Below are 21,461 nucleotides of genomic sequence, written 5' to 3' on the forward strand. Positions count from 1 at the left end.
GAGGGAAGGGTTCCGATGCATATTGATCTCAGCCGCAACAGCAGTGTCAAATTATATTTACAGATTACCAAAACATTAGCGGATCGCATTCAGTCAGGGCTACTACCTCAGGGTACGAAGCTTCCCTCTATCCGTCATCTGTCCAGTCTGCTTGCGGTGAGTCCTGTAACTGTAAGCAAGGCGTATGCCGAGCTAGAGTCCATGAATTTGGTTACGTGCACACAGGGAAAAGGTTGCTATGTGGCGGAAGCTTCAGTCCCGATTTATCGTGAGGGGGCGCAGGATTTGTCTTGGCAGATGTCGCTCATCGATTATTTGCCGCGCGCACAATTATGGAGAAACTTTAACCACAGCCGAAAGGCTACCTATTCTTTTCATATAGCCGCAATACAACCGGAGCTTCTTCCCACGCGCGAAATCATAGCAGATACTCAACGTTTATCCTCTGAAAATTCCGATGTAATGGCTGCATATGGGACTTTTGAAGGTGATTTAGAACTAAGAGAAGTGTTTGCAGACCACTTGAGTGAACGTGGTATACCTACAGTGGCAGAGCAACTGCTTGTGACCAGCGGAGCTCAACAGGGGATTGACCTAGTGGCGCGTACGTTTGTTGGCCCGGGAGATGTGGTCTACATGGAAGCTCCTACCTATACTGGGGCCATTGATGTGTTCACTAGTCGTGGTGCCAAAGTAATTATGATTCCGATGGACGAGCAGGGGATGCGGATTGATATTTTGACACGTCTCTGTGATACCCATCCCCCAAAATTGATCTATACGATACCTACCTTCCACAATCCTACTGGCGTAACTTTGACGGTGGCCAGACGCACGCAATTACTGGATCTGGCTCAAAGTTATCACTGTCTCATTGTTGAGGATGATCCATTTTCCGACCTGTATTACAAAGCAAAACCACCGCTTTCTATCAAGGCGCATGATCAATCCGGGCATGTTGTCTATATCAAAAGCTTCAGTAAAACTGTTGCTCCCGGTTGCCGTATAGCTTGTGTAGCGGCAACTGGGAGCGTAATGGATCGTTTAGTGGCTGCCAAGTCAACTACGGATTTGGGAAGCCCTCTATTAACGCAAAAAGCACTGCTACCCTTTATCAGAAATCGACTTGATCAGCATTTTGTTTCATTGCGAGAACAAATTCGTGATCGTCTAACTGTCGCATTGAATACGCTCCAGCGCTATGCTCCGCCAGAGGTTGCCTGGTATGCTCCTGAAGGTGGTCTCAATCTATGGATTAAACTTCCCTCTATGGTGGATATTCCAGAATTGGAGCGGGTAGCTGACCGTGAAGGCATTTCCTTTTTGCCTGGTGCGGTGTGCTATGCAGGTGGTATGGATAGTAATCATATCCGTATTTCTTTTTCGTATGCGGACAAGGAAACACTTAAATCAGGTCTGCGCAAGTTATGTACTTTGTTAGGCGAAATTCTTGATCATTCGGTCATTGTGGAACGAAAGCCTATTTTATAAGGGATAAATGTATTAGGGGGTAAACATCCAAGCACAGCATACGCCTTCTTAATATGCTGTACTAATTCACCGAAAGGAGTTGCACATTATGAGTCATTGCCATTACGACCCGGTTGTGTGCCCGCCGATCCAATTTGTAAATCATCAATTTTACCCACAGGTGGTGCCTGTTGTTCATCCGATTGAAATTATCAATCAGGCGCATGTTATACCTGTGCCCCACCACGTATTTCCGGTGGTTGTCAAGGATCCTGGTGACCCATGCTGTCATACTCGCAGTCATGGAAAGCGGCCTGTCCGTACCAGTTCTAAGCGTTAAGAAAGCCTAAAAAGGCAGCCATGGAGCAACATGGCTGCTTTTTCTGGGGTATCCTAGGCTTCCAGTTTCCTCAATAGGGATTTTAACTTGTCACTGAAATGCTGTGGATAGAATTGCAGGGGAACATACGGACGTTGTGCTGCTTTCAATGCTTTATACACGTCGATTTGACCATACCCAAAATATTTGTCATGTCCTGGTGTGCCCAAATCAATTACGCTGTCTCTCATTAAATCCATTACCTCTTTATTGGTTAGATCAGGGTTAATGGATCGAATCAGGGCAGCTAGCGCTGATACATGTGGACTGGCCATTGAAGTACCCGACAGCGCAGCATATTGATTCCCTGGATACGTACTGGCAATACTTGCACCTGGAGCCATGACGTCCACGTAATCGCCGTAGTTAGAAAAGGATGCGCGGTGCATAGAAGAATCTGTAGCAGAAACGGCAAATACTTCAGGGTATGCTGCTGGATAACCAGGTCGCTCCGTATTATCATTGCCTGTGGCTGCAACTAATACAACATCTTTGTCATAAGCGTATTTGATTGCATCATGCAAAAATGAAGCTTGTGCATAGTTGCCGAGACTCAAATTGATGACCTTGGCCCCGTGATCAGCTGCCCATATAATACCTTCTGCAACCGAGTAAGTCGTACCGGAGCCAGATTGGTCAAGTACCTTGATCGGCATGACCTTGTTGTACCACGTCATACCGGCGACTCCCTCACCGTTATTTACGAGCGCAGAAATGATGCCAGCGACATGCGTTCCGTGACCGACGTCATCATAAGGCTTTTCAGACGGGTTGACCACGTTATGCCCTGAAAGAATTTGACCTTTTAGATCAGGATGATCCAAATCCACTCCCGTATCTACAACCGCGACAATTACATCCTTGCTGCCTTTGCTTAGTTTCCAACCTCTGTTGGTTTCGGTAGCAGGCAGGTTCCATTGATAGCGAGAAAAAAGCAGATCATTAGGAATAGAGCTGTCCGCTTTGATAGGTGCTTTCTCATTAGTCAGATACATATAGTGAGGCTCAGCATAAAGTGGATTCCACTTTCGTGAAAAGTATTGCTTTAGCTCTTTAAAGTTCATCTTATCCGAATGAAATACATAAGTATAACCAAGCTTGCGACCTGGCTCACAGTGTAAGTCTGCTGCAATTTCCTGCAGTTGTCGTGAATCAGGATTGTGACGGAAGCGAACGACAATTTCGTTTTCAAAATAATGGCTTGCATTTTCGTTGTCGTGTCCCGTTTTGACAGTGATATCGTGCAATGTGTCGGGATGTACGGATTCGATTTTGTAGCTACCTTCTTTTGGATAGGGAATTAAACGCAAATTTTTGCGCTGATGCTTCTCCACATCACGCAATACTTGCTGACTGACTAGAGCAGCAACACCGCATGTTCCGTCAGCCGATGGTTCAGCCATGACGAAATATTTACCGCCTTCAACCTGAAAAGCAGCCGATTCATAGGATTTATTTTGCGTGACGGAACGACGAGCTGCAGCCAAGCTGCTTTGAATTTGAGGATGGCTTAGCAGACTTGTCTGTGCTTTGCTACCTGTATAGGTGTTAGTCTTTCCGTCCCTAATGTGAATCCACTGGAGCGTATGAAGATGACTGTGTGATTGTTGCAATGTGTGGGTGAACTGTCTTTTCTGATCGGCAGTTTTACCATTCAGCTCCCGCATTACGTATTGAATATCCTGTCTTGCGTCCATCCGTGTGAGGGTATCTGTAGCGGACAGGTCCAAAGCCAACATTCCTTTTTTAAGCTGCTTCTCCTGCTGTGGTACCATCTTGGTCGTATATTCGGGCTGTGGTGTGTGGCGGTGATCGCGTGAAGGCAGCATCAGTGTGATCAGAAGCACCCCGGCAGCTGCTCCAAGCAGGGGTTTTAACCATTTTCGCCGAGACATGAAACCGTCCTCCTTAAGTATTCATAAATTTATGGTTTAGCGTGAGGAGGTTGGCATGTTTTTATACCTTTCAATGCTTATTTGTGGTAGGATAAATACTGAAAATTACAGCTCTTTCGGTTAGAAGGGACTATTTTCGGGTAACCAAATTGATGAACAAGCAACAAATAAGGGGGAGCTGCCTTGATGTCAGCAGTCAACGTACAAAAATTATGTGAGTCGGCGCAGGAGAGACTGAAAACTGCCGTAAAACGTGTGGAAACATTCCTCAATGAGCATGCTCTGCCGCAACTGGCTGTGGATGGCAATGAGGAGTCCGTACTTTTTTACAAAGGTTTTTTGTCGGATCTCCGCCATGTCCTTGTTTTTTCCGAAGTATCCTATGAAAAGTTGGGTGTGGCTTTGCGCCGTGCCAACTTTGACGTCGATTTTGCGGAAAAGGCATTGTATAACGTATACCATGACTGCGTGAACAGCTTTTTTTATCCCAAAAATGAATCTTACGCAGAGGACGGACGCTATGCTTATACGGGACAAGATGCTATCCGCTTCCGTAAAACGACAGTGCCAGCCGCACGCGAAGTGATCATGGACATTACGAAAAACTTTGAAGAATTGCGTGATGATCTGACTTATTATGAAAGTGATTATTTGACACAGCGCCGGATGCAGACTCGTCGTACTCATGCCTAAAGCATTCAATCCAGAAATTCATTTCTAATCAAAAACTAAAACAAGACAAGCAAGCCGTTTTCTACTTGTTTCCTGCCAGTTTGGAGGAGACGAAGGGAAGCGGCTTTTTTCGTATGTCACCAACTGCCATATGCCATGAACGCATAGGTGCAGACGAGCGGGGGGACAATGAATCCGAGGTGATGATCATGAGCCAAGAGGCCAAGCCAATCGTAAAGTGCAGTGTAGCCAATTGCCATTATTGGGGAGAAAACAACTTTTGCAAGGCAGATTTGATCATGATTGAAGTAGATGGTCATGCCGGGAAAAAATTTAAAGAAGAATATGCGGGGGAAAGCTTTAGTTCAGAAGAACGTGATAAGGCTGCAACGTCTGCTGCAACCTGTTGCCACACCTTTAAGCCGAAGTCTCTGTAGATTTATTACGCGATTCATTTCCATTTGGAGGTGCAGGAATTATGGAAGATCATGAAAACGATAAGCATAAGAATGAAGAGCATGTTAGCCGTGAACGTGTAGATTATCCTCGTCACGTTCAGGAGCGCTCTGCCAAGCGCCGCCATCATCGTGAGGAATATGCCGCAGAGGTTGCTCCTGGCTCGCCAGTTGTGACCAAACATGAGAACAAGGGTGAAGAGCAGGTTATAAACAATAGTGGTCGTATTTCCGGCTATATTGGGCTGGCTGCTGGTATCGCATCATTGTTTATGTGGTCTATTGTGCTGGGACCCATTGCGGCAGTTTTAGGATTTTTTGCTTATGTAAATGGCAGTAAAACAACCGGTATTTGGTCGATTGGTCTTGGCGCATTGGCAACCTTGAGTTATTTTGCTTTTATCCCGTTTGTGCGCTAACCCTGTTGGGTAAAGGTTCCGATATCTTAGCTCCGCTGTCTTTTCGACAGAAACGGAGCTTTTTTTCATTAAAAAGTATGGAAGTACATAGTAAAAAGTTGTATCATAGCAATAACGACAAGCTATTTGGGATATAACAACTATAGAAAGTTGGGAACACCACATGCAAATTGATCCGCGCGTGTCCAAATCCATGTTAGACATGCAGCTGTTAAATAATATGAGTGCTACGACTCAGACGGGTACAGCGGATGCTTTTTCTGGATTGCTGGAACAAGTAGGTCAGCTGGAAACAGATGATGCTGTCACTCAAGAAAATTCAGGCGATGTTACCAGAGATGAAAACGGCTTGCTCTGGCTTCAACTGGGACCTTCGAGGGGAACGGCTTCACCATTGGCAGTATATCCAGCTTCTTCCAATGCGGCAACGGACGGACCTACAAAAGCTACAGCGTATGATAGTTTGATTAATGAGGCAAGTCAGAAATACGGCGTTCCGGTAGCTTTGATTAAAGCAGTTATTGATACGGAATCTTCATTTAATCCATCGGTTACTTCTTCGGCCGGAGCCAAAGGACTTATGCAGTTGATGGATGCTACAGCTCAAGGTCTGGGAGTTAGTGACCCCTATGATCCTGCACAAAATATTGATGCTGGCGTACGCTATTTGTCTTACCAGATTAAACGTTTTAACGGACAGGAAAATATGGCGCTGGCTGCGTACAATGCAGGTCCTGGACGGGTGCAGCGGCTTGGAGTAAGTAGTGATGAGCAGTTGATGTCTGTACTGGACAAGCTTCCGGTAGAAACGCAAAGATATATTTCCAAAATTCAGAATGCACGTGAAAAATATACCATCTAAGCCCTATAGCTTATAGCATAAAAGTGCGTAATTTCAATTCGATTAGGTCCGCAGACAGGATCAATATGGGGAAAGGGTGTCGCTGTAATGAAGCGGCCTTTCCCTGTTTTGGTCTTTTTTGTTGTAGCAGTTGTGGGGCAGAAAGGGGAGTTTGATGAAATATTTTGATTATGCCGCGACAACTCCGCCTTTTGAAGAGGTGATTACAACCGTTGCCGAGGTAATGAGACGCCATTATGGCAATCCATCTTCCATGCATCGGTATGGAGAGGACGCGGATAAGTTGATTAAGCGCTCGCGCGAAGTATGCGCTGCAGCTTTGGGAGTATCTCCTTCGGAGATTGTCTTCACATCCGGGGCAACGGAAAGTAATAATCTTGCCGTTAAGGGAGCAGCTTTGCAGTATCAGACCAGAGGCAAACATATCGTTACTGTATCGACAGAGCATCCGTCTGTGTATGAAGCATGCAAACAGCTAACAAATTTGGGTTTTGAGGTTACTTTTTTACCTGTGGATGAGGAAGGTCATGTGACTGCCGAACAGGTTTGTGCAGCTGTTCGTAAAGATACGATTTTAGTCAGTATCATGCATGTCAATAATGAGACGGGAAGGGTGCAACCATTACATGATATCGGAGCCGCGCTGAAAAAGCGATTCCCCCGAGTCCTATTTCATATTGACGGTGTACAGGGGTTTGGAAAGCTGTCGGTTGATATCCGGGGGTGGCAAGCTGATCTGTATAGCCTTTCAGCGCATAAGCTACGTGGACCCAAAGGTGTGGGGTTGCTATTCGTTCGAGAAGGTGTAGAGCTTTTCCCACTGCTTAGTGGCGGCTCTCAGGAGCAAGGGGTTCGTGCGGGTACCGAAAATGTACCACTGCTTGTCGGTATGTCTAAGGCGGTACGGCTGGCGGGCGAACGACAAGCAGAGACTGCACGGCGCATGATCGAGTGGAGAGAACGGGTGGTCGCAGAAGTGAAAACAATCCCTCAACTGCGGCTGAACAGTGGGAAAGAAGCGCCGCATATTGTCCACTTTTCGTATCCGGGCATGAAGGCCGAGGTACTGCTGCATACGCTGGAGCAATTGGGTGTGGCAGTGTCCACCAAATCGGCTTGCTCTTCAAAATTAGCCGAGCCCAGCCGGGTACTGCTGGCGATGGGCCGCAATGAGGCAGAAGCAGCCGGCGGCATTCGTATCAGCTTTGGTGATGAACATACGGAACAGGATATCGACGAGCTCATACTCGCACTTCGACAGGCTGTAGCCAAGCTGGAATCCCTTGAAAGGTGGAAACGTTAAAATGCACTATGATATGCTGTTACTTCGCTTCGGCGAATTTACATTAAAAGGGAAGAATCGTGCTCGTTTTGAAAAGGCTGTACTGAAACACGTAAAACTGCTGCTTAAGCCTTTTCCAGGTGCTTCTTTGCGCAAGGAATTTGGACGGATTTATGTGGTTCTCGGGGGAGAGCCTTATGAACAGATCATTCAAGTATTGCAAAAGGTGTTTGGCATCACGACGATTAGCCCTGTCAAAATGGCGCCTGTTGAGTTAGATGCTATCATTGAGACGGCTGTAGCTTTAATGCATGAGCTGAACGTAGACGAGGGAACGACATTCAAGGTAAATGCCCGCAGAGTATGGAAGGGGTTTCCCCATTCTTCACAAGAGATGAATCATTTAATTGGTTCTCCTCTATTGCGGAATTTTCCGGCGCTGAGGGTCGATGTACGTCAACCTAATATTGAGCTGCGTGTGGAGGTAAGAGAGCAGGCGGCATATATTTTTAGTGATGTTATTATGGCTGTAGGGGGCTTTCCGTTAGGGACGAACGGCAAAGCTATGCTGCTGCTGTCCGGTGGAATTGACAGTCCGGTAGCAGGATGGTCATCCATGCGTAGAGGCTTGGAAATCGAATGTGTACATTTTTATAGCTATCCATTTACAAGTGAGCGTGCGAAAGAAAAGGTTATTGATTTGGCAAAAGTATTAGCAGGCTACGCGGGCCGAATCAAAATCCACCTTGTGCCGTTTACAGAGGTGCAGACGGCCTTTACTCGCACTGGGCAGGATAATTTGATTATTACGCTAATGAGGCGGTCTATGTTGCGAATTGCAACAATGCTGGCAGAGCGTGAAGGAGCATTGGCACTCGTGACGGGCGACAGTCTGGGTCAAGTTGCTAGTCAAACGCTATCCAGCATGAATGTGATTGGTCGTTCGACGGAACTCCCCTTGCTGCGACCTCTCGTCATGATGGATAAGCAGGAGATCACAGAAATCGCTAAGCAAATTGGCACCTACGATTTATCCATTCTCCCGTATGAGGATTGCTGTACATTGTTTGTTCCCAAATCTCCCACGACCAATCCGAATTTGTGGGTAGTGCAGAAGATTGAAGCCTCTATTCGGGATTTAAATGCTTTGATCGATCAGGCTGTAGCTACAACGGAGACGGTTGTCCTTGAGGCAGGTGGAGCTGTAGAGGGGCGTAAAGAGGAAGTTATACAGGAAGATTGGTTTTAATAAAAAAGGCAGACCCGCAACAATGTTGGGGTCTGCCTTTTTATTTGGGTGAGGTCCTTTTGAAACCTCTTTCAGATGGCTTTTTCTCGACGGGATACTGCTCTGCGATTTTGAAGATACCCTGTGAGCAAAATGCCAGCCATAACGGTGGCAATAAACAAGATACGCAGCGCCGGATGCTCCGTAAAGTATGGTGCCAGCTTACGTTCTTCAGTGATCATATTAGAGGCCGTATAACCAAGCACAGCCGATCCTAAATAGATGATCCATGGGAATTTGTTGATCAGCTTGATAAAAAGAGTGCTTCCCCATACAACGATCGGCACACTGATTAACAGGCCCAGTACTACAAGTATCAAATGTTGCTGGGCCGCGCCAGCAACAGCAATCACGTTGTCCAGACCCATTGCCGCATCGGCGATAATAATGGTGCGGATAGCACCCCATAGCGTTGTGCCTGCTTTAACTTCAGCATGATCCTCTTGGTCCACAAGCAACTTATACGCGATCCAGACTAGCATCATACCCCCAATGAGTAACAACCACGGTACTTGGAGCAACCAGAGTACCACAATAGTGGCTGCTATGCGGATGAGAAGGGCACCCCCGGTGCCGTATAGAATCGCTTTTTTTTGCATTGCAGGAGGCAGCTTTCTGGCGGCAAGCCCAATTACAATCGCGTTATCTCCTGCGAGTAGAAGGTCAATAAATATTACATTAAGCAATAGCCAAAAGAACTGAAGTACAGACATGTCAATCGTTCTCATCTCCCTGATTAAACATCATCAAAAACATTGCATGTTGTTTATGTTAATACCCGTTTTTCGGAAATACGATTCATTATATTGCTGTTTGTTATTGAATTCAAGGTATATACTCAACAAATTGGATATCAGTTATTAATAAATGATGACTTATTTGAAATGCCTGCAAGCATAGCCTCGTCCGATTTCGCATACATGTAGGATGGGGGTGTTTGTACATATGGAGCATATCATTTTGCTATTGAAAATATTAATGATTAATTTGGTGCTAAGCGGTGATAATGCAGTTGTTATAGCCATGGCGAGCAAAAACTTGCCTGCAAGGCAGCGAAGTCAAGCAATATGGTGGGGGGCAGTCGGTGCGGTCCTTCTGCGCTGTGTGTTGACTTTTGTAGCTGTTATTTTGCTGGGCATACCTTTTATTCAGGCGGCGGGCGGTTTACTTCTGTTATGGATTGCATTCAAGTTGCTGTATGAGAATGATGATCATGTAGGAGTAAGAGCGGAAACAACCATTTGGAAGGCAATACAAGTGATATTAGTAGCAGACTTTGTGATGAGTCTAGATAACGTATTAGCTATTGCAGCTCTAGCCAATGGGGACATTGCTATTATAGTCATTGGTATCGCAATTAGTATTCCGATTGTCGTCTGGGGCAGCAATGTGATAGCAATCTGGCTTCATCGATTCCCGATCCTTGTTCTGCTGGGATCTGCCATTCTGGCCTTTACGGCAGGAGAAATGCTACTGCGTGATCCCAAGTTGGGCATATGGTTAGCAGACATGGGTGAGGTTATACATGCATGGTTACCGCTCTTGCTGGCCGTAGCAGTTGTCATTGCAGGAATATATCGACAGCTACGGGCCCGTCATATTTGAACGTGGTTTTTTTGGAAAACATCGGCTAAACTAGACATAGGGTTTTGCAGATGCCGGGGAGTTTGCTCGGTTTTTGTAAAAACTCTATATTCATAAAAGTGTACTTAAAAACAACTACATTTAATGACTCAAAAACAAATCAAGCAAACAAAGGAGACCACGATGAATTCCGGAAAAGAGCGTATGATCGGAGTAGGCATTGTTGCCGTAGGACTGATTATTTTGTTGGGGAAATTGGGGACGTTCTCCTTCTTGGGACGCAATCTTTGGCCCTTGCTGATTTTAATACCTGGAATCGTGCTGCATGCAATGTATATGATGCGCAAGGTATCACCCTATATGTTGCTGCCGGCAGGGATTTTGTCGGTATACGGCTTCCTCTTTTTTCTCTGCAATACTTGGGGATGGCATTTAATGGTCTACTTATGGCCTATGTTCCTTCTAGGTGTGGCGATTGGATTATGGGAGTATGCCATTAATGATATTTCGCTATCTCACAATGTATACACAGGGAGCGTGCTATTAGGCTTGATATCGGTGCTATTATTAATTATTACCTTGCTAAGTACAGGCATCATGTATATTATTGCCGTTTTGCTGATTGGAGCTGGAATCTGGTTGGTCATAAACAACCGTAGCAAACGCAACTGGTAAACCGACAAGCTGTGCAGATTTCATGGCGGTAAATTACGGAACAGGCAATAATGTCTTGCTTTATGACATATTTCTACTATAATATAATGGATATGAAAAGAGCGTCGGAATGATTTCTGACGCTTATTTTAAGGTTTTCACGCGAATCGGAGAGAGAAGCTGTCTGTATAAAGCCTGAAACATATAGAAGGCTGGCAGGGAGTGGGCCTAAAGAACGATTGTTAGCCTTGAATGAGCATTGCTTCAGGATAGAGACACTATTTTGATATACGGAAAGGATATGGATACAAACCATGCATGCAAGAGAGAACATTCGCAATATTGCGATTATTGCCCACGTCGACCACGGAAAAACGACACTTGTCGATAAGTTGCTTCAACAGTCTGGAACATTTAGAGAACACGAGGCTGTTCAGGAGCGCGCCATGGACTCCAACGATCTGGAACGTGAACGCGGTATTACGATTTTGGCTAAAAATACAGCTATCACTTACAAAGATTACCTGATTAACATTGTAGATACACCGGGACACGCCGACTTTGGTGGTGAAGTGGAACGGATCATGAAAATGGTTGACGGCGTTTTGCTCGTCGTTGATGCTTACGAAGGCTGCATGCCGCAAACGAAATTCGTACTGCGTAAAGCGCTGGAACAAAATCTGACGCCTATCGTTGTAGTCAATAAAATTGACCGTCCGGCAGCGCGTCCAGCAGAAGTCATTGACGAAGTACTGGATCTGTTCATCGAGCTGGGTGCAAATGATGATCAATTAGAATTCCCTGTTGTGTACGCTTCGGCACTGAACGGAACCTCCAGCTTGGATGCTGAAAAGCAAGATGACAACATGCAAGCATTGTACGAAACAGTGGTAGAGCATATTCCATCTCCAACTGAGAAAGTAGATGAGCCTCTTCAATTCCTCGTAACACTGATGGACTATAACGAATACCTGGGCCGAATTGCAGTAGGTCGGGTGAACCGCGGTATCATCAAGCAGGGACAAGCGGTTACAGTTATCCAACGTGATGGCAGCAGTAAATCAGCGCGTATTGAGAAGTTGTTCGGCTTCCAAGGACTGAAACGGATTGAAACCGATCAAGCAGGCGCTGGTGACATTGTGGCGATCGCGGGGATTAAGGACATCAACATTGGTGAAACCATTGCCGATCCAAATCATCCTGAAGCGTTGCCTGTACTGAAAATTGATGAACCTACACTGCAAATGACCTTCTTGGTTAACAACAGTCCTTTCGCAGGTCGCGATGGTAAGTGGGTAACATCTCGTAAATTGCGTGAGCGTCTTCTGAAAGAACTCGAAACAGATGTCAGCTTGCGTGTTGATGAAACCGATAGCCCGGATGCCTTTATTGTATCTGGACGTGGTGAATTGCATTTGGGAATCCTGATTGAAAACATGCGTCGTGAAGGTTACGAACTGCAAGTGTCCAAACCGGAAGTTATCGTTAAGGAAATTGACGGTAAAAAAATGGAGCCAATCGAACGTCTCCTCATTGATATTCCGGAAGAAAGCATGGGTGCAGTTATGGAAAGCCTGGGCTCCCGTAAAGCCGAAATGGTCAACATGATTAATAACGGTACTGGACAGGTTCGCTTGGAATTCCTGATCCCTGCACGTGGTTTGATCGGTTACACTACAAACTTCCTTACTTTGACTCGTGGCTACGGTGTAATGAACCATGCATTTGACAGCTATGGACCATTTGTTGGCGGTCAAGTAGGTGGACGTCATCAAGGTGTACTCGTATCCACGGAAAACGGCACCTCTACATTTTATGGTATGCTGGGCGTAGAAGATCGTGGTATTTTGTTCTTGGAGCCAGGGACTGAAATTTATGAGGGTATGATCGTTGGTGAGCACACACGTGATAACGACATTGTCGTTAACATCTGTAAGGAAAAACAATTGACAAACGTTCGCTCCGCAACAAAAGATGATACAGTTAAATTGAAAACACCTGTTATCTTCTCTCTGGAGCAGGCGCTTGAATACCTGAATGATGATGAGTATTGTGAAATCACTCCTAAATCCATTCGTTTGCGTAAAAAGATCTTGAACAAAGGTGAGCGCGAGCGTGCGGAGAAACAACGTAAAACAGCACAAGCAAATAGTTAATTCATAGGATTGGTCTTTGGCCACAGCGGCGACGCCCGGAAATGGGATGCGCCGCTGTATGTGTTTTAGGATTGTAAACTTGGAGAAAGCTATATTTCTCAAAACGCAGGAAAAGGTGTTGAAGCATGAGTAATCTTTCGAATGGATTGCCTCCCCGGACACAAAGCGGGAAAAAATCCGCCAAACCGAAAAAAACGAAAAAGAAAAAAAGCTTTTTCAGATCGTTTATGAAGTTTGTCTTATTTCTACTCATTATAGGTATCTTGGCAGCAGGTGGTTATACCTACTATATTTACAATCAGGTAGAGGAAGTTTTGGATACTGGAATCAACAAGGAAGTGCCCAAAACGCAACTGGCTGAGGCTAAGCCTTTGACTATTTTATTGCTTGGAACCGACTATCGCCCTGACCATCCGACGTATTTGTCAGATGTTATTATGGTAGCTACATTGAACCCTAGTACAAAATCGTCTACCATTGTGTCCTTGCCTCGTGATACGCGTCTAGAAATGGATGGGTATAAACCACGCAAGCTGAATGAGTATTATCCGGTGTTTAAGGCTAGAGAGAAAGACTCTGGTGAAGTTGCTGAAGAGCAAATGAAGAAGATGATCGGCAAATATTTAAACATTAATATTGATTATGTAACGGTTATTAACTTCCAGGGCTTTAGAGATGTTGTAGATAATCTAGGTGGCGTAGATGTAACGGTTGATAAAAATATGTGTTATCGAGACCGTGCTGATGGCACCGATATTAACTTGACAGCTGGGGCCAAGCATTTGAACGGTGACCAAGCTCTTGATTTTGTTCGCTACCGCAAGTCGAATTGTCGTCCGAGAACGGCTGAATCTGACGACTTTGATCGCAATCGTCGACAAAATCAGGTGCTTCATTCCCTAATTGACCAAATGCAATCCTTTAATGCTTTGACCAAGTTTAGTGCAATTATTAAATCGGTTGATAAGAATATGATGACTGATATCGAGTCACAGCAAATGAAAAATATCGTACAAACCTATTGGAATATTTCCAAGCAAAATGTAAAATACAATCCTGTATCAGGAACGTGGCGTAGCCCTTATGTGTACATTGATGAGCAACAGCTCGATTTGGCCAAACAAGCGCTACAAGAGGAATTAGCCAAAAAAGCAAGCGACAGCACTGAAGCTTCTTCCAATTCCTGAGTATGTATCTTTTTCCCCGCTTATGTTATACTCGCAGCGAGTAAAGCTCTTATATAGCATAAGGGGGTTGAGGTATGTCTAAATTTAAAGTGAACCCAGTCTAGGTCCAGTGAGCAATCACTGGGCCTTTTGTGTCTAATTTTAAAAATGTACAGGCTCTGAGGCTATCTTCAGCTACACTTTTCGTTGCATTATGCTGTTTTGGGGTTCTTTTTTCAGGGAATCAGCAAGTATTGGGTAGCCAGTGAATAGGTATAGGTATGAAACATGAGATTGTCCACGCCGCTTTGGAGGGGATTTAATGAAGAAAATTTTTGTGCTGGATACGAATGTGCTACTGCATGATCCGAAAGCCATTTTTACCTTCAAAGAACATGAAGTTGTTATTCCAGCTGTTGTTCTGGAAGAAATCGACTCCAAAAAACGCAACGCGGATGAGATTGGACGGAATGCCCGTAATGTATCGCGATTGTTGGACGGGTTGAGAGAAGTGGGGCATCTTCACAGCGGCGTTCCACTTCCCCAAGGGGAAGGCTTAAGGTTGAGTTAAACCACCGGAGTTTTTTGAAAGTCCAGGAGATGTTCGGGGAAGTTTCGAACGACAACCGGATTTTGGCAGTTGCTTTAAATTATCATTTGGAAGAACAGGAGCAATCTGATCCGCGTTCAGTGGTGTTGGTTAGTAAAGACGTATTAGTCAGAATCAAGGCAGATGTATTGGGGCTGCTGACTGAAGACTACCTATCCGATAGAACAGGTGATCCAAGTGAGTTGTACCCCGGATACTCGGCGATACAGGTGCATCCGTCCATCATAGATGAATTTTACTCTAACCGTTTTTTACCAATCAAACCACTGAAACTACCTTATACGCTGTATCCACATGAATTTGTTATTTTGAAAGATGAAATGGGCACTGGAAAATCAGCACTGCTGAAAGTAAATCAGGAGGCAGAGCGATTAGAACCTTTGTACTTAAGTAACGAATCGGTGTGGGGAATCAGCGCGCGTAATGCTCAACAACGGATGGCATTGGAGCTTTTGCTTAATGATGATATCCCTCTTGTGACGATTACTGGAAAAGCAGGTACAGGCAAAACGCTACTGGCACTGGCGGCGGGGCTGCTTAAAGTAGAGGATGAGCATCGCTTCAAGAAACTGTTAATTGCTCGGCCTGTTGTTCCTATGGGCAAGGATATCGGTTATTTACCGGGAGAAAAGGAAGAAAAGCTTCGCCCCTGGATGCAGCCAATCTACGACAATCTGGAGTATCTGTTTGATGCCAAAAAATCTGGGGATATCGACAAAATTTTGATGGGCTTGGGCAGTATTCAGGTGGAGGCGCTCACTTATATTCGCGGACGTTCGATACCTGGGCAATTTATTATTATCGATGAGGCGCAAAATTTATCCCGACATGAGATCAAAACGATTGTGTCTCGGGTAGGTGAGGGAAGTAAAATCATTCTGATGGGAGATCCGGAGCAAATTGATCATCCTTACCTAGATGCAGCCAGTAATGGCTTGACCTATGTGGTGGAGCGGTTTAAGCAAGAAGGGATTAGCGGACATATTATGTTGGAAAAAGGAGAACGCTCCAAGCTCGCGCAGTTGGCAGCTGATCTGTTATAATCCCTGATCGTTATTACAAATAATGAAGACCTCGGGAACATTCCGAGGTCTTTTGTTTTGTTCATATCAAAAATCAGAACAATGTAGGTGAGCAAAAACTTACTTAAAACTTAATTCGAGCTTAACTTCAAGAATACCTTTTAAAGCATGTACTTCTGTAGCTTTGACGTATGATATAAGCTGCTGTGGATAGAAGCCGAGATCAAAATCTTCTTCCAGTTTGTTGCGAGTCGTGTCCGGCAATTCCAGTCCGTTAAATACCAGTCGATCTACATGAAATAGAATGGCATTTTTGGGTTCATTCTCTACTGTATAGTGACCTTCTACCCTCAATTCCATCGTTCCTTGCTGACCTTCTACCACAATCTGATCCTGCACGAAGGAAAAGTTGAAGTGATTAAACAATTCATTCTCTGACTTTAAAAAACGGTTAAATTCTTCTTCACGAATGCTTATCGTAATGATTTTTCCATTTGTAATCATAGCACCTTGCTGTTGTTGAATGAATTGGGGTAAATCCTGCATTGCTTGAGCTAATGCTTTAAAGTGTTTATTTACCTCGTATACCCCTACATTCTCCCAATAAGCTGTCATTTCGCCAATTAACTTGCGTAGAGTATCAGGATTATCGCTGGCGTTAACGCCGTCATCTACACGCGACTGAAGTTGGAGAATCCGTTTACGTTGTGCCAGTAGGTTTGTTTTAACCGTCCCCAATTCCGTCGTGGCTTGGGCGACTTGCTGCTCTGTTTTTCGCATAAATTGATAATTGGCTTCGTATTCCTGAAGCACATCCTGATCGTGACTGATCAATAATAAGTAATAATCGTACAAAGAGAGAAGTTGCTTTATACTTTTAGCCCCTAGCACTACACTCAGCAGCTTGTCCCTTTCTCCCATATAGTAAGATCGCAGCACAGAACCTGCACGCTTACGTTGTAGGTTCATTTGCTCCTGTTGATCAGCTAGACTACTACGCAGTTCCTGCTGACGCTGTAAAAGAGCCTGCTGTTCCTGACTAATCCGCTCGATTTCATGGTCGATCTCCACGATAGACAGGCTATCTTGTAAAATCTGATTTTCTTCAGGAGAGGGAGCGGCCAAAGTAGGACGTACATATATGGAAGTCAGCATCATTATGAGGACCAGCAGGGTGCAGATCGCGATTTTTATTCGTTTATTCATTTAGTTTCCCCTTTTATGTATTCCAGAAAAAGACTAATGGTAATGTATATGATCCTTTTTTATTCTTTAACCATTCATTTTATTGTACAGCAGTCAGAGCATGCGTGAAACCCGAAACTGTTTACTTCACGTATGAGTTCTGGCAGAAATGGAAATACAATTTAGTATCAAATAGATTCTATGAACTCTACGAGAGGCATAGGAATGAATAAACAGCTTTTATACCCTATTCAAATACCGGCAAGATCGGTTCATGAAGACGGTTATTTCAGGATGTTGTTAGGAGGGCTAGAGGCATGACTGCAATAAGACAAGATGCATGGAGTGCGGAAGATGACTTGATATTGGCGGAGGTGACATTGCGGCATATCCGGGAAGGTGGAACACAGCTCGCTGCGTTTGAGGAGGTTGGACAAAAAATAGGTAGAACCTCTGCAGCATGCGGCTTTCGTTGGAATAGCTGCGTGCGCAAACGTTACGATGAAGCGATTAGCATTGCCAAAGCGCAGCGCCAGAAGCGCAGTTATATTCGCAAGCAGAGCCCAGTAGGTGTATCGCAGGTAGCGGCCTTTGCCACGCTCGATACAGTCGAAGGGGGATACAGAACCGATGGCACGAGTGAAGATACGTTATCTATTGATGCCGTAATTCGCTTCTTGCGTCAATGGAAGGGATCTGTGCAGGAGACTAATCGGCAGATTAAGATGCTGGAGAAAGATTTGCGGGAAAAGGAAGAAGAATTAAATCAGCTTCGCTCCATTAATGACCGGCTGTCCAAAGAAGTGAATGATGTGCAGACCGACTATCGTGTTGTAAATGATGATTATAAAGCTCTGATTCAGATTATGGACCGTGCCCGGCGTTTGGCTTTAATCACTGAAGATGAGGAAGAGCTTAAATCCAGGTTCAAAATGGACGCTAATGGGAATCTGGAGCGCATTGAGTAGCAAGATTACAATAGCTATCTAAATAAAACGTCAACTATCGCTTGGCCGTAGTTGGCGTTTTTTGTTATTACATTGGAGTGCATATGATATAGTAGAAAAAAAGATGGAAGCGAGACGATACAAAGTGATTGATATTATTGGAGCGGGTTCGCTGGGATTGCTGTTTGCCGGGAGATTATCGGCCTCGGGTGCTACAGTAAGGCTGTGGACACGAACACTTGAACAGGCACACACCATTGCTCGTGAAGGGATTACTGTGCTTGATAAGGAGGGACAGGTGGCTGTTCATGTATCGGGGGACCAATTAAAGGTAGCGCCATTGGCAGATTGGCAACGGTTAAATTCACAGACTTCGGCACGATGGATCATGTTTTTGACCAAACAGGGGGCGATAGAAGAAGTATTGGAGCAGATTCAGCCTGTGGCTCAAACGGAAACAGGTACAGGGATTATTTGTTTGCAGAATGGAATCGGTCATATAGAACGCATCAGGCAGGCGTGGCCTAAAGCTGTAGTATATCCTGCTGTGACAACCGAAGGAGCCAAGAAACAAGGCGCAGCATCCATTGTGCATGCAGGATCGGGCGTGACTGAAATTGGATATTCGGAGGAAGTAGAGGGAGAGCACAACACTGATTTCAAACAATATGTGTTAAATCGGCTGCTTGCAGCAGGATTTGACGTTTGCTTGTCGAAAGAAATCGAGAAAGGGATTTATCGCAAGTTGTTGATTAACGCTGTGATCAATCCACTGACAGCCGTATGGCGAGTTCGGAATGGCGAGCTGCTATCGGAGCCTGTTCGAATACATATGATGCGTAAGCTGTATGATGAAGGCATTCAAGTATATGAAGCTCATGGTATCCGCTGGGAAAGCGCATGGTGGGATCAAATTATGGATGTTTGCCGGGCAACGGCAGAGAATCACTCGTCTATGCTAGCTGATGTACTTGCACATTCCATGACCGAAGTTGCTTCCATTAACGGGCAACTGGTGCAGATGGCAAAGCGAGCTGGGATTAGTGCGCCAACTCATGAGGTATTGTGGCAATTAATTGAAGGAATGCGGCTAAAAGAGGGGTGATCAGTTGAGTCTTATACAAGGTACTATTATCACTTTCAGTATTCTTCCCTTTTTTCCGTTTTTGATCGTGTTTGCGGTTTGTCGCTACATTCTTAAAATGGAAAAGAAGAAATCATTGCTTACTTCTATGGATATTACCACTTTTTTTCTGATATTTTCCGTCGCAGCACTCTTTAATGTCCTATTTACATCCCGATTCGGTTTTTATTTGATTCTACTGCTCTTGTTACTGGCATTGGGTTTAATTGGAGGAGCTCAAAACCGAATAAAAGGAAAGGTTGATGGTAAAAGATTATGTAGAGCGGTCTGGAGATTAACTTTTATGGCGATGACATTGGCGTATACTTTGTTGACTGTTGTTGGTATATTTAAAAATATATTCAACTCTATGTGATGAAATATGACATGAAATGATGAAAAAATATGAATTAATCATGTTTTTTTGAAAAAAAAGCTCAATTTGAAGAAATGTAATGTAGATTTTTTTGACCGCTGGTTGTATAATCTATAAACATATACCACTTTAGAACTAGGGGGAAAACGCTAGATGAAAAGGAAAAGCTTTTTAGTCCTTTTGACACTCGTTCTTGCAGTTGGCGCACTGCTCGCAGGTTGCGGCGGCAAGAATGATACCAATGGTAAGGGCGCACAAGAAAACACCTCGACTACGCCGGCCCCGGCCGACAAGCAAATTTTGCGCGTTAACCTTTCTTCCGAGCCGCCAACCTTCGATCCGGCACAAGCTCAGGATAGTCAAACCAACGCGGTTCTGAAAACTTTGTATGAAGGTCTCGTACGTATGGGTCCTGACGGCAAAGAAATCCCTGGCGTTGCTGAATCTTGGAAAATCTCCGATGACGGCAAAACCTACACGTTCAAACTTCGTGATACTGCAAAATGGAGTAATGGCGACCCAGTCAAAGCAAGCGACTTCGTATTCGCTTGGCAACGGGTATTGGATCCTTCAACGGCTCCTGCACCTCCATATGCTTACCAATTGTACTATATCAAGAATGCTGAGGGCTACAACCTGAGCACTTCGAAATCTTATAAAGGAACAAAAGTTACAGACTTTAAAGATGTAGGTGTCAAAGCTGTTGATGACCATACATTGCAAGTAGAGCTGGAACACCCAACTCCTTACTTCTTGGGATTGACTTCTTTCTACACTTTCTATCCTGTAAACCCTTCTATTAAAGGTAATGACAAGTGGGCAGTTCAGAAAGATAGCATGATTACTAACGGACCTTTCACATTAACGGCTTGGGATAGCGGTCAAAAGATCGAAGTTTCCAAGAACGAAAACTACTGGGGTAAAGACGAGATCAAGTTGAGCAAAATCACAATGTCCCTTGTAAACAGTGGTGCAACTGAACTGGCTTCGTACAGAAGTGGACAACTTGATTATTCAGGTATGCCAACAGGTGAAATTCCTACTGACCAAATTACGGCTGTGAAAAACGAATTGCCTAATGAATTTAAGGCTAAAGGAATTGCAAGTACGTACTACTATCTGTTTAATGTAACAGAAAAACCATTTAACAATGCTAAAATCCGTAAAGCGTTTGCGATGGCTATTCAACGCCAACCGATCGTTGAACGTGTAACAATGGGCGGTCAAATTCCTGCTTACGGCTTTGTACCTCCAGGCATCAAAGGAGTTTCTCAAGAATTCCGTAGCGAGCATAAAGATGATTTCTTCAAAGAAGATTTCACTGAAGCGAAAAAATTGCTGCAAGAAGGTATGAAAGAAGAAGGCATGACTACGCTTCCTACAATAACTATGCTGTACAACTCCAGTGAAAGTCACCAAAAGATTGCTTTGGCAGTAGCTGATATGTGGAAGAAAAATCTTGGTGTAGATGTTAAAACTCAAAACCAAGAGTGGGGCGTATTTATCCAAACACGTAACAAGCTGAATTTCCAAATCGCTCGTGGTGGTTGGTCTGCTGACTATAATGATCCAATGACATTCCTGGATATGTGGACAACAGGCAATGGTAACAACAACTCAGGTTATGCTAACCCTGCGTATGATGAATTGATTAAAGCTGCTAAAACAGAAACTGATCCAGCTAAACGCATGGAAGATTTTGCGAAAGCAGAGAAAATTTTGGTTCAAGATGATATGGTAATGCTTCCGATCTATTACTATTCAAATGTTTCCTTAACGAAACCGAATGTTAAAGACATTGGACTTGACTTTAGTGGAGCAATTGATTTCACAAGAGCGTATATTACACAGTAACTAAAGCTCAATTCTGAAGTTTGATAGTTACTTCGGGATATATATGTGGATTGAACCATATA

The 21,461-nt window shown here is 44.4% G+C and carries 19 protein-coding genes and 1 pseudogene; 17 read left to right on the forward strand and 3 right to left on the reverse strand.

All coding sequences use genetic code 11. The annotated features are described in order from the left end of the window. The first annotated feature begins 15 nt into the window (after positions 1-15). Both pdxR and G7035_RS17110 read left to right on the forward strand, forming a co-directional pair. Positions 16-1,491 (forward strand): MocR-like pyridoxine biosynthesis transcription factor PdxR, encoded by a 1,476-nt coding sequence (pdxR, locus tag G7035_RS17105; protein ID WP_019688044.1) that lies wholly within the window; start codon positions 16-18, stop codon positions 1,489-1,491. An 88-nt stretch (positions 1,492-1,579) separates the two neighbouring features. Next, complete coding sequence (locus tag G7035_RS17110; protein WP_013372124.1) at positions 1,580-1,810, forward strand: hypothetical protein; 231 nt, start codon at positions 1,580-1,582, stop codon at positions 1,808-1,810. A gap of 53 nt (positions 1,811-1,863) precedes the next feature. On the opposite strand, the gene G7035_RS17115 is transcribed toward G7035_RS17110, so the two are convergent. Next, positions 1,864-3,744 carry a S8 family peptidase gene (locus G7035_RS17115; protein ID WP_017428146.1) on the reverse strand — a complete coding sequence of 627 codons (1,881 nt, stop codon included), beginning with the start codon at positions 3,742-3,744 and terminating at the stop codon, positions 1,864-1,866. Between the two features lie 186 nt (positions 3,745-3,930). Here G7035_RS17115 and G7035_RS17120 point away from each other — a divergent pair, with 186 nt between their 5' ends. The 6 genes from G7035_RS17120 to thiI all read left to right on the forward strand — a co-directional run bounded on the left by G7035_RS17120 (position 3,931) and on the right by thiI (position 8,683). After that, positions 3,931-4,437: a YpuI family protein gene (locus G7035_RS17120; RefSeq protein ID WP_019688043.1), complete on the forward strand. Its 507-nt coding sequence runs from the start codon at positions 3,931-3,933 to the stop codon at positions 4,435-4,437. Positions 4,438-4,625: 188 nt separating this feature from the next. After that, the gene (locus G7035_RS17125) at positions 4,626-4,853 is read left to right on the forward strand and encodes a DUF1540 domain-containing protein (protein ID WP_025365350.1); all 228 of its coding nucleotides are present in this window, start codon (positions 4,626-4,628) and stop codon (positions 4,851-4,853) included. 41 nt (positions 4,854-4,894) lie between these two features. Continuing rightward, the gene (locus G7035_RS17130) at positions 4,895-5,290 is read left to right on the forward strand and encodes a hypothetical protein (protein ID WP_016821569.1); all 396 of its coding nucleotides are present in this window, start codon (positions 4,895-4,897) and stop codon (positions 5,288-5,290) included. A 163-nt stretch (positions 5,291-5,453) separates the two neighbouring features. Further along, a complete protein-coding gene (locus G7035_RS17135; protein WP_016821568.1) occupies positions 5,454-6,152 on the forward strand; it encodes a lytic transglycosylase domain-containing protein in 699 nt (232 codons plus the stop codon). A gap of 154 nt (positions 6,153-6,306) precedes the next feature. Beyond that, the gene (locus G7035_RS17140; protein WP_019688041.1) at positions 6,307-7,455 is read left to right on the forward strand and encodes a cysteine desulfurase family protein; all 1,149 of its coding nucleotides are present in this window, start codon (positions 6,307-6,309) and stop codon (positions 7,453-7,455) included. A gap of 1 nt (position 7,456) precedes the next feature. Next, positions 7,457-8,683, forward strand: a complete 1,227-nt coding sequence (gene thiI / locus G7035_RS17145) for a tRNA uracil 4-sulfurtransferase ThiI (RefSeq protein WP_019688040.1) — start codon at positions 7,457-7,459, stop codon at positions 8,681-8,683. A 71-nt stretch (positions 8,684-8,754) separates the two neighbouring features. On the opposite strand, the gene G7035_RS17150 is transcribed toward thiI, so the two are convergent. Beyond that, positions 8,755-9,450: a TerC family protein gene (locus G7035_RS17150; RefSeq protein ID WP_019688039.1), complete on the reverse strand. Its 696-nt coding sequence runs from the start codon at positions 9,448-9,450 to the stop codon at positions 8,755-8,757. A 217-nt stretch (positions 9,451-9,667) separates the two neighbouring features. Between G7035_RS17150 and G7035_RS17155 the strand changes: the two genes are divergently transcribed. The 5 genes and pseudogenes from G7035_RS17155 (at position 9,668) to G7035_RS17175 (ending at position 15,935) form a co-directional block, all read left to right on the forward strand. Next, positions 9,668-10,327 carry a TerC family protein gene (locus G7035_RS17155; protein WP_029515136.1) on the forward strand — a complete coding sequence of 220 codons (660 nt, stop codon included), beginning with the start codon at positions 9,668-9,670 and terminating at the stop codon, positions 10,325-10,327. Between the two features lie 162 nt (positions 10,328-10,489). After that, on the forward strand, positions 10,490-10,981 hold the full coding sequence (locus tag G7035_RS17160; protein WP_019688037.1) for a hypothetical protein: 492 nt from the start codon (positions 10,490-10,492) through the stop codon (positions 10,979-10,981). Between the two features lie 293 nt (positions 10,982-11,274). Beyond that, positions 11,275-13,116: a translational GTPase TypA gene (gene typA, locus G7035_RS17165; protein WP_016821562.1), complete on the forward strand. Its 1,842-nt coding sequence runs from the start codon at positions 11,275-11,277 to the stop codon at positions 13,114-13,116. 125 nt (positions 13,117-13,241) lie between these two features. Further along, on the forward strand, positions 13,242-14,303 hold the full coding sequence (locus G7035_RS17170; RefSeq protein WP_016821561.1) for an LCP family protein: 1,062 nt from the start codon (positions 13,242-13,244) through the stop codon (positions 14,301-14,303). A 301-nt stretch (positions 14,304-14,604) separates the two neighbouring features. After that, positions 14,605-15,935, forward strand: a pseudogene (locus G7035_RS17175) (PhoH family protein). 99 nt (positions 15,936-16,034) lie between these two features. Here the strand turns inward: G7035_RS17175 and G7035_RS17180 are convergent. Further along, a complete protein-coding gene (locus tag G7035_RS17180; RefSeq protein WP_019688035.1) occupies positions 16,035-17,120 on the reverse strand; it encodes a coiled-coil domain-containing protein in 1,086 nt (361 codons plus the stop codon). Between the two features lie 296 nt (positions 17,121-17,416). Here G7035_RS17180 and G7035_RS17185 point away from each other — a divergent pair, with 296 nt between their 5' ends. From G7035_RS17185 to G7035_RS17200, 4 genes are all read left to right on the forward strand, one after another. Further along, entirely contained in the window at positions 17,417-18,067 is a 651-nt protein-coding gene (locus G7035_RS17185; RefSeq protein ID WP_016821557.1) for an RsfA family transcriptional regulator, read from the forward strand. Positions 18,068-18,170: 103 nt separating this feature from the next. Continuing rightward, entirely contained in the window at positions 18,171-19,151 is a 981-nt protein-coding gene (locus tag G7035_RS17190) for a ketopantoate reductase family protein (RefSeq protein WP_019688034.1), read from the forward strand. A 4-nt stretch (positions 19,152-19,155) separates the two neighbouring features. Then, the gene (locus G7035_RS17195; protein WP_013372105.1) at positions 19,156-19,545 is read left to right on the forward strand and encodes a DUF3397 domain-containing protein; all 390 of its coding nucleotides are present in this window, start codon (positions 19,156-19,158) and stop codon (positions 19,543-19,545) included. A 153-nt stretch (positions 19,546-19,698) separates the two neighbouring features. Continuing rightward, on the forward strand, positions 19,699-21,399 hold the full coding sequence (locus G7035_RS17200) for a peptide ABC transporter substrate-binding protein (RefSeq protein ID WP_019688033.1): 1,701 nt from the start codon (positions 19,699-19,701) through the stop codon (positions 21,397-21,399). Positions 21,400-21,461 lie beyond the last annotated feature (62 nt).

The sequence above is a fragment of the Paenibacillus polymyxa genome (genome assembly GCF_015710975.1).
GTDB lineage: Bacteria > Bacillota > Bacilli > Paenibacillales > Paenibacillaceae > Paenibacillus > Paenibacillus polymyxa.

Bases quoted from the DNA above. Each gene is read 5' to 3' on its own strand.
- pdxR (WP_019688044.1), top strand. From the start codon at position 16: ATGCATATTGATCTCAGCCGCAACAGCAGTGTCAAATTATATTTACAG.
- G7035_RS17110 (WP_013372124.1), top strand. From the start codon at position 1,580: ATGAGTCATTGCCATTACGACCCGGTTGTGTGCCCGCCGATCCAATTT.
- G7035_RS17115 (WP_017428146.1), bottom strand. From the start codon at position 3,744: ATGTCTCGGCGAAAATGGTTAAAACCCCTGCTTGGAGCAGCTGCCGGG.
- G7035_RS17120 (WP_019688043.1), top strand. From the start codon at position 3,931: ATGTCAGCAGTCAACGTACAAAAATTATGTGAGTCGGCGCAGGAGAGA.
- G7035_RS17125 (WP_025365350.1), top strand. From the start codon at position 4,626: ATGAGCCAAGAGGCCAAGCCAATCGTAAAGTGCAGTGTAGCCAATTGC.
- G7035_RS17130 (WP_016821569.1), top strand. From the start codon at position 4,895: ATGGAAGATCATGAAAACGATAAGCATAAGAATGAAGAGCATGTTAGC.
- G7035_RS17135 (WP_016821568.1), top strand. From the start codon at position 5,454: ATGCAAATTGATCCGCGCGTGTCCAAATCCATGTTAGACATGCAGCTG.
- G7035_RS17140 (WP_019688041.1), top strand. From the start codon at position 6,307: ATGAAATATTTTGATTATGCCGCGACAACTCCGCCTTTTGAAGAGGTG.
- thiI (WP_019688040.1), top strand. From the start codon at position 7,457: ATGCACTATGATATGCTGTTACTTCGCTTCGGCGAATTTACATTAAAA.
- G7035_RS17150 (WP_019688039.1), bottom strand. From the start codon at position 9,450: ATGAGAACGATTGACATGTCTGTACTTCAGTTCTTTTGGCTATTGCTT.
- G7035_RS17155 (WP_029515136.1), top strand. From the start codon at position 9,668: ATGGAGCATATCATTTTGCTATTGAAAATATTAATGATTAATTTGGTG.
- G7035_RS17160 (WP_019688037.1), top strand. From the start codon at position 10,490: ATGAATTCCGGAAAAGAGCGTATGATCGGAGTAGGCATTGTTGCCGTA.
- typA (WP_016821562.1), top strand. From the start codon at position 11,275: ATGCATGCAAGAGAGAACATTCGCAATATTGCGATTATTGCCCACGTC.
- G7035_RS17170 (WP_016821561.1), top strand. From the start codon at position 13,242: ATGAGTAATCTTTCGAATGGATTGCCTCCCCGGACACAAAGCGGGAAA.
- G7035_RS17180 (WP_019688035.1), bottom strand. From the start codon at position 17,120: ATGAATAAACGAATAAAAATCGCGATCTGCACCCTGCTGGTCCTCATA.
- G7035_RS17185 (WP_016821557.1), top strand. From the start codon at position 17,417: ATGACTGCAATAAGACAAGATGCATGGAGTGCGGAAGATGACTTGATA.
- G7035_RS17190 (WP_019688034.1), top strand. From the start codon at position 18,171: ATGGAAGCGAGACGATACAAAGTGATTGATATTATTGGAGCGGGTTCG.
- G7035_RS17200 (WP_019688033.1), top strand. From the start codon at position 19,699: ATGAAAAGGAAAAGCTTTTTAGTCCTTTTGACACTCGTTCTTGCAGTT.